Annotated in this window: 9 protein-coding genes and 1 pseudogene; 5 read left to right on the forward strand and 5 right to left on the reverse strand. The window is 64.6% G+C overall.

Annotated elements, in window-relative coordinates; all coding sequences use genetic code 11:
* Positions 1–63 precede the first annotated feature (63 nt).
* Positions 64–201, reverse strand: a pseudogene (locus RPX00_RS35490) (hypothetical protein); the annotation flags it as partial.
* Here RPX00_RS35490 and RPX00_RS35495 point away from each other — a divergent pair.
* A complete protein-coding gene (locus RPX00_RS35495) occupies positions 151–324 on the forward strand; it encodes a hypothetical protein (protein WP_406643345.1) in 174 nt (57 codons plus the stop codon). The pseudogene RPX00_RS35490 and the gene RPX00_RS35495 sit on opposite strands and share 51 nt — an antisense overlap.
* A gap of 116 nt (positions 325–440) precedes the next feature.
* Here the strand turns inward: RPX00_RS35495 and RPX00_RS35500 are convergent, their stop codons facing one another.
* Together RPX00_RS35500 and RPX00_RS35505 are read right to left on the reverse strand one after the other, a co-directional pair.
* Positions 441–2,978 carry a hypothetical protein gene (locus RPX00_RS35500; protein ID WP_406631967.1) on the reverse strand — a complete coding sequence of 846 codons (2,538 nt, stop codon included), beginning with the start codon at positions 2,976–2,978 and terminating at the stop codon, positions 441–443.
* Complete coding sequence (locus tag RPX00_RS35505; protein ID WP_406631968.1) at positions 2,975–3,550, reverse strand: hypothetical protein; 576 nt, start codon at positions 3,548–3,550, stop codon at positions 2,975–2,977. The genes RPX00_RS35500 and RPX00_RS35505 overlap by 4 nt, the downstream gene beginning before the upstream one ends.
* A 698-nt stretch (positions 3,551–4,248) precedes the next feature.
* Here RPX00_RS35505 and RPX00_RS35510 point away from each other — a divergent pair.
* The 4 genes from RPX00_RS35510 to RPX00_RS35525 all read left to right on the forward strand — a co-directional run bounded on the left by RPX00_RS35510 (position 4,249) and on the right by RPX00_RS35525 (position 11,801).
* A complete protein-coding gene (locus RPX00_RS35510; RefSeq protein WP_406631969.1) occupies positions 4,249–4,977 on the forward strand; it encodes a hypothetical protein in 729 nt (242 codons plus the stop codon).
* On the forward strand, positions 4,967–5,287 hold the full coding sequence (locus RPX00_RS35515; RefSeq protein ID WP_406631970.1) for a caspase family protein: 321 nt from the start codon (positions 4,967–4,969) through the stop codon (positions 5,285–5,287). Before RPX00_RS35510 ends, RPX00_RS35515 begins: the two co-directional genes overlap by 11 nt.
* An 85-nt stretch (positions 5,288–5,372) precedes the next feature.
* Positions 5,373–9,164, forward strand: a complete 3,792-nt coding sequence (locus RPX00_RS35520) for a hypothetical protein (RefSeq protein WP_406643204.1) — start codon at positions 5,373–5,375, stop codon at positions 9,162–9,164.
* 936 nt (positions 9,165–10,100) lie between these two features.
* Positions 10,101–11,801: a hypothetical protein gene (locus RPX00_RS35525; protein ID WP_406631971.1), complete on the forward strand. Its 1,701-nt coding sequence runs from the start codon at positions 10,101–10,103 to the stop codon at positions 11,799–11,801.
* A 713-nt stretch (positions 11,802–12,514) separates the two neighbouring features.
* Here RPX00_RS35525 and RPX00_RS35530 read toward each other — a convergent pair.
* Complete coding sequence (locus tag RPX00_RS35530; protein ID WP_406631972.1) at positions 12,515–13,786, reverse strand: hypothetical protein; 1,272 nt, start codon at positions 13,784–13,786, stop codon at positions 12,515–12,517.
* On the reverse strand, positions 13,783–14,202 hold the full coding sequence (locus RPX00_RS35535; protein ID WP_406631973.1) for a hypothetical protein: 420 nt from the start codon (positions 14,200–14,202) through the stop codon (positions 13,783–13,785). Before RPX00_RS35535 ends, RPX00_RS35530 begins: the two co-directional genes overlap by 4 nt.
* Between the last annotated feature and the right edge of the window lie 366 nt (positions 14,203–14,568).

Here is a 14,568-nt window from a genome sequence, read left to right on the forward strand (position 1 = left end):
GTGCTCGCGCCAGCTGCCGGGCGCGGGCACTCGCTCGACGAGCCCGGCCGCGGTGAGCGCTTTGAGTGCGGTGGAGACGGAGCTGGGGCTGGCGGACAGCCGGTCGGCGAGTTGTCCGGCGGTGACGGTGTCCTGCGACCGCCTCGGCCCATGCGGCTGTACATGGCGCTCGGGCTTTTCGATCTCGAAGACGTGCTGCACACCCGCCGCCTGCTGGAAGAAGAGGCAGCGCGCGTCGCCGCGGCCGAACGCACCGACGAGCAGCTCGCGACGTTCTCGGCGACGCCCGCATCGCGTCCGGTGCCGAGCTGGCCGCAGTGCTGAAGCGGGCGGTCGAGTCCGCCCGGCAGGAAAAGGTGCACCTGGCCGAGCAGGCCGGGGATCGGCCGGAGTCAGCTCTATTACATGATCGACCCGCAGCGGAACTCCCTGCCCGCAGCTCAACGCAGGTGCGGTCGCTCCTCGAGGCGTGCGGAGTCCCCGCCGATCAGGTCACGCGCGTGCTGCGGCAGCGGGAGAGTTCCGGCGGGCCCGGCTCCGGGGATGAGCGGTGGCACGACGGCGGTCATGCGGACCACCGTCCGGAGACCGTGACAAGGCTGGTCAATGAGGAAAGCCGACCACCCTTGTACTGGGTGATCGGCTGCTGCGAGACTTGGGGAAATCTCACCAGTTTGGTGTCCGAGGGCGAGTTGCACACGATCCACACGGCTGGCGTTTCGTTCACGAACGGAATGTCTCTGACAAGCTGTCGCTGGCCCCGGAGGCTCCCTGGGGCCAGCGACCACCTGCGAACTGGCACCTAGCCGCTGTTGTTCGTGCCGGCTATGACGGTGGTGTCTCCGCCTTGCAGCGGGCCATACGGCTCCTGTTGGGAAGACAAGCGCCGCGTCGAGCCAGAACGTCAGCACTTCGCGTACTACGGAGTCGCTGTTGTCCGGTGTCAGGAGTCCTCGCCAGCCGCATACGAGATCCTCGGCGGACGGTCTGCGGCCGGCTTCGTCGGCTGGCTCGTTCAGTACCCACGGAAAGCGTGCGTCCTCCGGATGAGGGGCAATGGCTAGCGTGTGGAATGCCTGCCGACCGGCGGCCGAGGTTTTCTCGTCTTTGCACCACTTGATCACTGCAGTGAACAACGCGAGCCGGACCGTCTCATCGTCCCAGAGCTTTCGCACCGCTGTCTTCACCGCGCCGATCACCGACACATCATCTGACTTCGCGGCATGCTTCAGCCGGACGAGCGCCTTGCCGGTGTACTTCGACCCGAACTGCCGCGAGCAGATCTCGGCCACCGCCTGCGGGCGAGCTGGAGCCGCCCCTGCCTGCGACCAGTTCAGCAACATCGGATGGATGTGGCGTGCCGTACTCGGTTGCACCGCGGCATGGTCGAGCACGTCGATGAACTCCGACCACACGGCAGCGTTCTCGTGCCACTTGTCCGCGATCGCCGTGAGTGGATCCGAGCGGCCCTGCCTGACCGCCCAATTGACAGCGAGATTCGCGATCCGCGAAGCTAACGCAGCTCGTTGCTCGTGGGAAAGACTCTCAAGCGACTCGGAGTCCTGAGGCCGCACAGGTCTGGCGACGAGCCAATCGATGAAAAGCCCGCGCGACAGGGGCCGATCGACCCAGAAGTACTGCAGAGCCGCGTCGTCCCAACCGACTCGGTTGAACGTAACCGTGTCCCCATCGCCCAGGTCCGCGTTCGCCGCGTCGACCAGATCGATTACGCCGGGAACGTTCTGCCCGGTCGACGCCTCCTTCGCGCCGTCCTCTTTTAGTGCTACGGCCAGGTCAGCGGTGCCCACATGCACGTGCGCGACGGGGGCTCCAGGCTGTGCTGCTGCGGAGATGAGGAAGTTCCGCTCGACGCTGGTCCGTCTCTCATCCCGATGCCATTCAAGCAACTGCTTCCGCCAGTTCAGCCGAGCGGCCTCGACGATGCCGACACGCTTCGCGAACGAATTTTCGTCACGCGGTGCCTGTGCTAGCTCGCTGGGCCTGCTACTGGCTGCTGCGCCCAGCGCGCGCTCTTCCAATTCCGATTCGGGGAGCTGGTGCGCCGCGACGATGAGTTCGACGACCTCTTGCACCTCCGCCGGTGGCTGGTTGACAAGAAGGTGGCGTACCCCGTTCCCTCCCAGCCATCGATCGAGCGCGATGGTGTCGTCTCGAGCGCTGAGCGCACGGCGAGCGATTTCAACAGGATCCACGCGACCGTTCCGAATCACGGTGACGGCTGGAGCTTGTGGTTCAGCACGGCACCATTGATCAGTGGACATGATCAAGACCATCCAGCAAGACTGGCTGCGCAGTCGCTCTTGTAGCTCCCTGATGCTCGTCCCGAAATTGGAGCTGAGCTTCAAGTCGGTCTCCTCTGCGGGAACTTCGACAATGTAAGCCCAGTTGCGGTGCCTTGGTAACCGATCAACCGGGAACGTCGATCCGCCGCCGAAGGCCAAGGCACCGACGTCGGTGCCTAGATCCTGCCAGATGCTGGCCAGCAGAGCCTGCGCTGTGATGAACCGGCCGCTGTCCTGATCCAGCGCGACGACTATCAGATGCGACTGCTTCCATTCGTCGAGTCGGCTGTCGAAACCGGCAGGACGAGCGAAGAGCTTCAGCACGGTCGAGAGGTAGCTGCTGTCAGCTTGAAAACGCTCGAGCGATTCCTGTAGATAATTGATGATTTTGATTGCCGTGTTCTCGCCCTGATTGAAATGCGAGGTCGCGACAGCGGCGCCCGCTTTGGCGACCGCCTCTGCAGTCGCATCCGCGGCGGCCGGTGAAACATCTTCTACGCTGGCGAGCGCATCAGAGAGTTCGTTCTCGTCAGCTTCCGCGTGACTGACTCCTGCGCTCGACTGAGCTTGTTCAGAAGGGTATATCGTCTCCTGCGTTGACGCGTCGCCAGCGCCAGGGCGGCCTGACCAATCGGGCTGTTGAGAGCTTCCGGCGCTTTCGCGGAACAGGTTCACCCCAGCCTCCGCTCGATCACCATGCCAGTTAATTCGCCGCCGGACTTGACGGTTTTTGCGCGGACCACCACGTCAGCACGTCCGCTCTCGGAGACCTCTCCGACTGCCAAACCGGTGACTTTTCCTTCGACCTCCTCGGTTTCGACCTCTACTGTTGCACCGGCTCGCGCGATCGCGGCGATGTCGATCGGCCGACCCTCTATCTGCTGCAGCTCGGCGAGCACGATCTCGAGGTGAGCAACGAGTTTTTCGTCGTCAGGGCTGAGAACCAGGTTGTGATCGCGGTAGATCTCGAGCACGCCCAGCGCACGCTTCAAGTTGTTCACTGACACGTCTCGGCCAACTGTTTCCGTTGAGCTGTCGGAGATGTCCGCCAGCCGCTCTTCCTTGCCTGTGCGGCGTCGGTCCAGAACCACCCCCGCGCGGTCGAAAAGAAACTTGAACGCGGCTCCCATCATCGGTCCTGACATGGTCGCCAGCGACACTGCATCCGACATACCGACCCTCTCCATCCCCTCGCGCGTCAGCACAGCCAGTGCCGACAGATTGATGCCCGAGGCGTGCGAGGGCAAGCAATATCGCTGTCTGCCACCCAAGAAGGCGCACGTTCCTTAATTCTATCTTAAGTAGTCAGTGAATAGTCTGATCTGACTGGGGAATGCGGCGTCAAGTAGCGGACGATCAGTCCGGGCGAGTGCGTGTGCGCTGTTAGACTGTTAGAGTCGCGAGCGTATTCGGCAACTCTATTTGGCTGGACGTCAAGGACAGCTGTCGTCCGGTCGGGCGCCGAGATCGTTCCGCTGCCGCTTGCCGACCGGCGGGCGTTCGCCACTCTCGGATCAAAGGTCACGGCGACCATCACGGCGAGTACAACGATGTGACCGCTGGCAGGAGCCGAGACCTGGGCAGCAACCCGGAAATGACCGATCACGGGCTACCCCTCCAACGGGCAAGTTCAGCGGCGTCAGCCGAGACCGGAGTCTCTGGTACCGCGTGAGGGCTTCGCCGCGGCTGGCGTGCCGAACAGCCAGGGACGCTTTCGGTTCTAGGCTGCGCGTGAAGCGTGAGCGTGGTGTCTGGTGAGCGCGAGCCGTGGCGCATTGTAAGATCATGCGTTCTCGCGTTGGGAGGCGTGTTGGGGCGGATAGTCTGTGTACACGGCGTCGGGCATCAGGTGGCTGGAGAGCGGTCGTTGTTGTGCGAGTGGATTCCCGCACTGTTGGATGGGCTCACACGCGCTGATCACGCTGACGCGGTTACCTCGGAAGACGTGGCTTTGGGCTTCTACGGGGACCTTTTCCGGCCGGAGGGAGAACGGCTGGCCGTCGGGGACCCGCTGCTCACAGCTGCCGACGTTCAGCCAGGGCTCGAAGAGGATCTGCTGCTCGCGTGGTGGAGTGAAGCCGCACGAGTGGACCCGAAGGTGGCCCCTCCGGGGGTGGACACGCTCGTGCGAGTGCCCGGTTCGGTGCAGACGGCGTTGTGGCAGTTGTCCCGATCGACGTTCTTTGGTGGCCTAGCGTTACGGGCGTTGGTGTTCGACCTCAAGCAGGTCCGCCGCTATCTGCAAGACCAAGATTTGCGGAAAGCCGCGCGTGCTGCGGTCGGGAAGCTGATCACTGGTGAGACCCGCGTGGTGGTGGCGCATTCGCTGGGTTCGGTTGTTGCCTACGAGGCACTCGCGGCGATCCCTGGACACCAGGTTCGGGCGCTGGTGACTCTGGGGTCGCCACTCGGGATCGGGAACCTGATCTTCGATCGGCTGGACCCGGCCCCGGGCGATGGCATCGGTGTCTGGCCGGGGGCGGACAGCCTGGTATGGACGAACGTGGCCGACCGTGGAGACGTCGTCGCACTGGAGAAGGACCTGCGGCCACGGTTCGGGTCTCGAGTGAACAACGTCCTAGTGCACAACGGGGCCCACGCCCATAGTGCCACGGCCTACCTCACCGCCACACAGACCGGGAGCGCGATCGCGGGAGGGCTGCGTGCCTGTTGATGCCGAGGAGCCCCGCCGCTACCTGATCGCTTCCGCGGTCGCGCATTACCCAAAAGCACCGCGCTGGGACCGCCCTGGACTGGTAGAGGCTCGCGACGAGATCATCAGCCTGTTTACGGAAGATCTCGGCTATCAGCATGTCAGCACTCTCGGTCTCGACCCGACCCAGGTTCAGTTGACCGAGCGGCTGCGCAGCTTCTGTCGTGATGATGCCCGGCGACCCGATGACATCGTGGCGGTCTATATAGGCGGCCACGGCGAAATCCTCGACGAAACACAAGAGCACGTGGTTCTGACTTCTGGATGTTGATCCAGACGACGTTGCGGCCGCATTGCCGACTGCCGTCCTCGCCCGCAATATGTTGCTGAGGACGCGAATCCGGCGGGTGCTGCTGATGCTGGACACCTGCTACTCGGGCCAGGGCGGCAACGAACTCACCGCGGCCGCGATCACGGCGATGATCCGCAGCTGGGGTGACGCCTACGGCTCTGGACTGGCTGTCATAACCTCCTCACAGCCTTACGAGCAAGCCGGATCGGGAGCCTTCCCGCGGCTACTGCGGAACGCGGTCGCTGCGCTGCCGGCAGCTGGCTACAACCCGGTGGCCTTGCCGCTGGACTCGATCGTGAAAGCAATGAACGTCAGCGCGGACAAGCCTGCCTATCAGACAATCGGGCACAGCGTCACAGGGCTAACCGGCGAGGTTCCTCCGTTTCTGCCCAACCCTCGCTACGACCGTCGAATGACCGAGGTGGACCTAGCCATCCAGCGGGCCAGCGAGTTTGAGGCCCAGGCCGTGCGTCGCGACATCGAGCTGCGCACCCGATTGCTAGTCCGCGCGATGGGCGGGCACGACGCCCGAGGATGGTGGTTCGCTGGTCGGCACACCACGATGCTGGACCTCACCACCTGGCTTCACCATCCCGATCCGGCCCGACCGCTGCAGGTGGTCACCGGCAACCCAGGCTCCGGCAAGACAGCTGTGCTCGGTCTGATCGCCACCGTCACCCACCCTCAGCGTCGCCCGACTGTCCCGCTGCACACCCTCGCGCTCCCCGTAGCTGCGGTACCCGCTCCCGGTGTGGTGGACGTGGCGATCTACGCCCAAGGCTTGACCACCGACCAAGTACTCGCCGGCATCGCCGCCACGGTGCAGTCCCACGTCGCTACGCCCGGCGAACTACTCGAGAACCTCGCCGACAGGACCACGCCGCTGACCGTGCTCATCGACGCTCTCGATGAGGCCACCGACCCCGATCATCTCATCCGGCACCTGCTCCGCCCCCTGATAGACCACGCAGCAGGACGACTGCGACTGCTCGTCGGCACCCGCGACTTCCTGCTCGACCGTTTCGGTCTAGAGCGTGAGGACACGGTCGACCTGGATGCCGAGCGCTACGCCGACCTCGACGCCCTGACCGCATACGCTGCCCGCGGGCTCCTCGAAGCCACCATCGACAGCCCCTACCTGCACCAGCCGCCCCAACTGATCCGCGCCGTCGCGGAAGCCATCGCGACAGCTGCCTCACCGTCTTTCCTGGTCGCACGGATCACCAGTGCCACCCTTGCATCTCAACACCAAGCCGCGGACCCGGCCGATCCCGCGTGGCGACGAGCACTGCCCACATTGCCCGACGAAGCAATGCGACTCGACCTGGAGACCCGCCTTGGCGACAGTGCGGCCAAGGTCCGTGACTTGCTTCGCCCTCTGGCGTTTGCTGAAGGCCAGGGGTTGCCGTGGGAAGATATCTGGGCAGCCGTTGTCTCGCGTGCCGCAGCAGTTACCTGCACCGACGACGATTTGCTCTGGCTACGGGAACATGCTGGCTCCTACGTCATTGAAGCCACTGAGGACGGTCACTCGACCTACCGCCTGTACCACCAGGCACTCGCTGAGCACCTTCGCGTCGGTACCGATGCCACTGCCATGCACGCCGCCATCACCGAGATCCTCATCGCCCGCGTACCGCGCACCCTTGACAGCGGCCGTGACTGGGCCCGCGCTCACCCTTACACATTGCGCCATCTCGCCACCCACGCCAGCCTTGCAGGCCAGATCGACATACTGGCCACCGAAGCCGACTTCCTCGTGTACGCCGAACCCGACGCACTCCTGCTCGCCCTGCACGAGACCTCCACCGATACCGGTGTGCTCGCCGCAGCAGTCTACCGATGCTCCGCAGACATCCACCGCTACCTGCCACCAGTACGACGACGCCAACTGCTCGCCGCAGACGCTGCCCGTTTCCGTGCCCCGCAGCTCCAACTAGACCTGTCTGCATCGCTGGACTGGCTACCACGCTGGGCGACCGGTCGACAAGCCGATCACACCCTGCGCGCGACCTTGACCGGCCATACCGACATCGTGACGGCGGTTGCCTGCACCATCCTCAACGGCCGACCAGCGGCCGTCACAAGCGGATCCGACGGGACCGTGCAGGTCTGGGACCTTGCCAATGGCGAGCAACTCATCAGCTTCAGTTGCGGCACCATAGCAATGACAGCCATGGCCTGCACCACCCTCAACGGTCGGCCGGTCGCAGTCACAGGCGGCTACGACGAGATCGTGGCGGCCGGGGACCTCGCCACCGGCGAAGAAGCCGCGATCATTCTCACCGGACACACCGACGCCGTGATGGCGGTGGCCTGTGGCACTGTGGAGGGTCGGCCTGTCGCCGTCACAGGGGGCCAGGGCAACACCGCGCGAGTCTGGGACCTCGCCACCGGCGAAGAAGCCGCGATCATTCTCACCGGACACACCGACACCGTGGTAGCGGTGGCCTGCGGCACCGTGGACGGCCGACCTGTCGCCGTCACAGGCAGCAGCGACAACACCGCGCGGGTCTGGGATCTCGCAACCGGCGAGGAAATCACCACTTTCGCGAGCCACACTGCGACAATTGAGGCGGTGGCCTGTGGCACTGTGGAGGGTCGGCCTGTCGCCGTCACAGGCAGTTACGACTACACCGTACGGGTCTGGGATCTCGCGACCGGCGAAGACCTCGCCATTTTCACCGGGCATACCGACGCCGTGATGGCGGTGGCGTGTGGCACCGTGGACGGCCGAGCCGTGGTCGTCACAGGCAGCAGCGACAACACTGCACGGGTCTGGGATCTCGCGACCGGCGAAGACCTCGCCATTTTCACCGGGCATACCGACGCCGTGATGGCGGTGGCGTGTGGCACCGTGGACGGCCGAGCCGTGGTCGTCACCGGCAGCAGCGACAACACCGCGCGAGTCTGGGATCTCGACACCAGCCGCGAGTTCACTACCGTTGCGAGCCATACCGCGACAATTGATGCGGTGGCCTGTGGGACGTTGGACGGTCGGCCCATCGCCGTCACCAGTGGCCAGGACAGCACCGCGCGAGTCTGGGACCTCAACACGGGTGAAGACCTCGCCATTTTCACCGGGCACACCGACGCCGTGATAACGGTGGCACGTGGCACCTTGGACGGCCGACCTGTGGGCGTCACAGGTGGCGACGACCGCATTGCGCGAGTCTGGGACCTTGCCACGGGCGAGGAACTCGCCACGCTGAACGGCCATACCGATATCGTGGCGGCGGTGGCCTGCGGCGTCGTCGACGGTCGGCCCATTGCCATCACTGCCGGGAGGTACGACCACGACGCACGGGTCTGGGACCTCGTCACCGGCGAAGAACTTACTGTCCTTGTCGGACATACCGACATCGTGATAGCGGTGGCCTGTGGCACCGTGGACGGCCGACCTGTGGCCGTCACGGGCAGCGCTGACTTCACCGTGCAAGTCTGGGACGTCGCCACCGGCGAAGAGATCGCCGTCTTCGTCAACCATACCGATATCGTGACGGCGGTAGCATGTTGCACCGTGGACGGCCGACCTGTGGCCGTCACGAGCAGCGCGGACTGCACTGCGCGGGTGTGGGACCTTGCGACGGGCGAGGAACTCGCCACGCTGAACGGCCATACCGATATCGTGGCGGCGGTGGCCTGCGGCGTCGTCGACGGTCGACCCATCGCCATCACAGGTTGCGGCGGCAGCGCCTACGACAACACAGTGCGGGTCTGGGAGTTGACCACCGGCGACGCCATTGCCACCTTTGACGTCCGCGCTGTCGGTGCCGTAGAGGTGGGGCCGAGCGGCGAACTCATGATCGCGACAGGATGGGACCTTGTCGTGTTCGACCGGATGGCGCGACATTGACCGTCGTACAGGCACCGCGCGGGATCGGTGTGCGGTCGCCTGTTACTGATTATTTTCCCTTGCTGTGCTGGATGTTCACCCAGGACGGATGCACGGTAAACGACTCCGCGACGAGCAGATTGTCAATGTGCGCCAGCGGGATCAGGACCTGGTGCAGAGCCTGGGCGGCATCCGCGGCGTCGGGCAGATCGATCGTCTGCGGGACCGATTTGCCTCAGGACGTTCAGTCCGACTTGCCAGACTCGGCGTGGCTGCGGTCACAAGATGGTGGCGGACTGCGTATTCAAGGTGATCCGGTCAATGCGCGGCTGAGCTACCTGTTCACGTGCTGCTCCAAGACAAGGCGGACTTCGGCCAAATGCGCCTCGGCGGTGCGCAAGGTCGCGATCATGTTTGTGTTTCTGTCGCACGCTTCTGGCGTCGTGACGCGGCCCGCCGGAGGCGGCGGCAGTGATGTGGGCTGCCACCCCGAGATTTGCTGCTTTACCGGGCAGCTGCGCCGGATCGGAAGTCACCGCACCGCAGGTGGGATTACTGCATCGATGCCCTACCCGTGCAGTCAGGACATCCTTGGTGTTCTTGGTGAATTCATCCCGCACACGCCAATCCTAGTCCGCGGAGCTGAGGTCCCAAGGGATGCCACGTCGCCGACGCGTCGCATGCTTGCGATCAGCCTCCTGAGATGACGATAGCTCGGTCGACCTCAGGGCCCGCCGCTTCGCGGCACCCGCCCTTTGGCTCCCGCGGACGTTTGTTAAGATCGCGTTGGCGGTCGCGGCCGTCGTTGAGGCTCCTCCCTAGCCCGGTTGGGAGTGCGTGCCTACCCAGTCACCTCATTGTGTGACACCCGCGGTTGCTGAATCTGAGCTCGTGTTTGCTGTTGATGACTGCTCACGCGACTGTGTTGACCGGGCGGCGCCGTCGTCGGAGGACTAGATGTCATCGACCGACTACAGCCGCGATCTGTGGGACAAATGTACGGGTCGAAGCCGCAGGGAGAGCCGACGCGCCGACAAGAACGGAGCTTCGTTCCCGGTGCCGGAGAGCAGCTGGCAGCAGGCGCTGGAGGCTGGTTTGCTGCTCGCGGCGGGCGAAGCCGTCGACTGGGTCCACTCTGAACGGGGAACTGCGGCTGGGCGCACAACGATCATCACCAAGATCAACCCGTTTCCCCACCTCATCGGCCTGTGGGTGGATGATGAGGCTCTCAACGGATTCTTGGCCTGCGCACTACCTGGACTCTTCGACGGCGAGTTCTTCGGGATACCAGGCCTACGCGCTCGCGCCGAACGCAACTTCCTGGAACTCCGGCTGCTCGGCACCAAACCACAAGCGACCGCTCGGCTCTACGGAGTGACCCCCGCGCGGTGGCGATACGCAGCCGAATTCCTGAAGGCGAAACAGAAACCCGACCTGCGGTTCTGGCACGCGTACCCTCGCCAGCTCCACCCCGCCGAGGACGCGGCGCGCGCGAAGAAGCTGGGACAGCCCGACGCCGTGATGAGTGCCGTGCTCCGCCGATACATGCTGTGGGCGGACGCAGATTGGTGCGACTCCAGTGTCGCCGGCGATTCCCTCCGCATTCGCTGGCGCGGTGAGCCGTGGCGCACGGACATCGCTGCACAGCTTGTGAATCCACTCTGCGAGATGCCAGGCATTTCGGTGGTGCCCCAGAAGCTCGGCATCGGTCAGCGAGTGATTCTCAACCCGTGCAGAGGCCAAGAAGGCGGCATCGTCGCCGATCCTGCGGCGATAGCTGCGCAGTGCCGAGCGGCGTTCACCGGCGAGGCTGTCATCGTGGCCGACCGTGGCGTCGGAGCGCTCGGTCTCGGGTTGGATGAGTGCAGCAAGGAACAGCGTGTCCTACGGGAATTGCTGGCGCTGTACATGTTCAACGCCGGCGTATTGGGCGCGCCCCCGAAGGACAGCGGTGTTCACACCATCAGCGCCTACGAGATCACTGTTTCGCCCCGCCATGACGAGTTGGTGATCTTCGCACCCGCCGCGGACAATGTGGCGGGCTGGCTCCTGCGCGCACGCGGCGGCAGACTTCCCGGTCTGCGCCTCGCCTGCCGGCCTTCGGGAGGAGTTTTTCGGCTCGTGCATCTGCCTACCGGTGCTCGCCTGACCGTCACCAGTGGCGAGGAACCGCCTGAGTGCTCGCCAACGCCACACGAGCACAGCTGGGGAACCCGGGGTTGGGCTACCACCGCCGTAGCTCTGCGCGAGGAGGAGGTGGATGAGATCGCGAGTCTTGCACCGCGGTCGGCGGACATGTCCGAGTTGATTTCTGCTGTGTTCACGCGGCTCTGCGCACGCGACCCCAATGAGCGATGGGCGATCGGCACTTGGTGGTTCGACCCCCTGCCGCACCGTCCCTGGCTTGAGCACAGCGGCGGCAACGAACGTCGGCTGTGGGGTGCGAACGACCGATGGACGCTCGAATGGGTCGGGTACCCGTACGAAGACGACCTCATCCACGCGTTGACCGATCCCGTGATCGGTAACCCTCGATGCACCAGGGAAAATCACGATGGGTACAACGAGCTGCGGCTCGGCAGCGCCAGACTGCGGCTGAAACCTCACGGGTGTGGCCGGGAAGTAGACCACCCCTTCGCGAACTCCGGTGCCTCCTGACGCGGGGCGATGATCTTGTCGACGTCGTGAACGTGCACCCAAGGCGAGCGCGCCCCGGCTGCCGTCTGAGATTCCGCTGAGCCCAGACGGCGGGTCGTAGAAGCGACAACACCGCGCAGCCTTCGGTGCAGTTCGAGCAACCGACGCGCTATCGCCCGAGGCCTGGCACACCGCCGACTGCGGTTCGTGTGGGGCAAGGGCTCAGGGGGTCGACAGCGCACTTGGAGACGGCCTGGCACCCAAAGGGAATGGTCTCCAGGCCGCCTCGCCAACGATAGTGGAGGCAGCGCTCACGACACTCCGACGTCAGTTGTGCATGTGATCGGATCGTCTGCTTCGAGGACGAGCCTGCTGGCGTAGGGTAAAGCACCCGATTGGCTCGTGCTCGTCGTGTCGATCCTGCGGAGATCCCTAGCAGCACCGGTTCAGTAGCCAACAATTCGGACAGCTTCTTGAAGGAGACTAAAATCGTGCGCGCCAGGATCTTTGGACCTATCTCCTGGGGCGTCGAGGCCACGACCGGCCGATCGGAGGACGGCCGGTATGGAGCGCCGGACGCATTCGATGCCGCTGTCGTTCTTTCGCGGACGTGGCCGTTCCAGACGGAGACCACCGCTGGGAACCCGTTCTCCGTCTTGAAGGCGATGCCCGAGACTGAGTCCATCGTGCATTTCGCGGCTGCTACAGCGTCGGAAGGCCGGACGAACCGGAAGTCATGAACGTGGCAGAGCGACGGGGATCAGCGTCAGGCGGATGGCGCGGTGGATGTCTGTCGATGCCGACAGCGTGAACTCCCGCGCGGTCTCCGAGCTGCGGCCAGAGGGTTCTGAGAGGTATTGGGCGTGCTGTCGAAGGACTGCGACTGCCTTGTCGACGATCCCTGAAACGTCGATCCGATCGCGGATGAAGAGCACCAGCGCGACTCGCGTGTCGCGCCACACTGTGTAGCCGAGGAGTTGGTCGATCGCTTCGGCGAACTTGCGCTCGCCGTGCCAGATCTTGCATTCGGCGATGAAGGCGTTCTTGTTGTTCCATCTCAGCAAGATGTCGGTCTTGCCTGCGCCGTTGAAGGTTTCTCCGGCCGCCAGCCCGTCGTAGTTGGAGTTGAGGAGGAACAAGAGCAGGTCCCTGATGCTTTCCTCGTTCTCGCCGAGCAGTTTTCCCGCTGTGGTCGGAAGCCGTTCCAGCGCGAGGCCGAACGAGTCGATCATGGCGACGATGCTGTCGGCGATGTCGTCAGCGAGCGTGTAATCCGGTGTACCAGCGGCGTGAGCTTGTTCGACTTGGCTCAGTGTCAGCATTCGCGGCACGACGGGCACGGTCACCAAGGGGCCGGATATCGACACCAAGGGGACTGCCAGATTGGCCGACGCCGAGCGCAGTGCCACGAGGCGTGCTCGCCGTGTCGCCACGATGGCGGTGATGGTCGTTCCAACCTCGGCGCGGTGCTTGTCGATCATGTCGTTGGCGGCCTTGACGTTCTTCACCAGTGCCGATTCGTAGGACTCCCAAGCTTGACGCAACCCCTCCTGCATCAACTCGACCGACGTCATTGCGGTCTCGTCGAGAGTAAAGCCGACCGTAGCTCTCCAGCGTTGCGGTTCGCTTGCTCCGCCTCTCGGCGTCCCGAGCGATCGCGAATTGCCGCCGGTATGCACGGCGCGGTCCGGCGAGGCGAACAGCGCGCCTGCGGCACCGTCGCAGGGGACGTGCAACTCGATGCGAAGAGGGTGAGCGGCAGTGCTGCTCAGGGCATTGAGGGCAAACGGCTCGTGAGCGTCGTTCCACTTGAGGTCGAAACGAGGCACGACGGGCGAGGCTACGTGCCGGTCCATGATGGACTGGACAAGGACGGGGACGTCGGTGTCGGCCAGTTCCTGGTCGGTTAGCCGGTGTGCGGCGGCTATGGCGCGTCGAGCACGCTCGGCGAAGTCGTGCTCGTACTCCGGCAGTGGCTCGTTCGGTACTTCGGGCAGTGTGCTCACGACTTCCTACCGTCCAGTCCGTGACGACAGTCGCCGATGCCGCCCCGAATCCCGGTGCTGGCGGGCGTGGACGATCGCGTCATCGACACGTAGAGATTGGAGCCGATGCGTCCACGTTGGGCGATGATCGTTGCCGGCGATCGGTCGTCCGGCTTAGTGCTTATTGCTTCGATCCAGCTGTTCCCGAAGCTCGTGGCTCGCAGCGCTCTGGCGGTGACCGTGGCCGGTGCTGTGGTGGCGATCGGCCGCGGCGGTACGCCTTCCGGCAGCCGCAGCAATGCAGCCGGGGCAGCGCTTTCTACAGCGGGCGTGTGAAGCATCAGCGTATGCGCCTTCCACGCGCTGCCGTTCCACGATCGCAGGCCGTGGCTGTCCAGGTGCCAGCCTTGTGATGGTGCTGCTGCCGGAGTGTCCACGATTTCCTTCAGTTGGTGCTGGTGTTGGTTCGTAGTCGGCGCGCTGCTGGTTCGTGTTACGAGCGGTTCGTGCCGTGAATCGGAGCTTTTGGCGGGACTGGGTGCTTCCGGTGGGCCACGCAAACGGTGGAGCCGCTGGACCTGGAAGTCGCGTAGCCGTCGATCCGGGGCCAGTAGTCGCCGTACTGCTGTCGGCGCGCGGGCTCCCGGCGGCGGAGCAGATGGGCCGACACTCGACGTTTGCGCCGATCATGTCGGTGGCACAGTCGGCACTACGTCGTTTGTCGAGTACGCGTTGGGTCCGGACCTGCTGGAACGGGAGTTAGCGACTGGTGAGACCCGGTTGCGGAGTGAGCTGCTGCCGGG

It is taken from the genome of Amycolatopsis sp. WGS_07 (genome assembly GCF_045278895.1).
Classification (GTDB): Bacteria; Actinomycetota; Actinomycetes; order Mycobacteriales; family Pseudonocardiaceae; genus Amycolatopsis.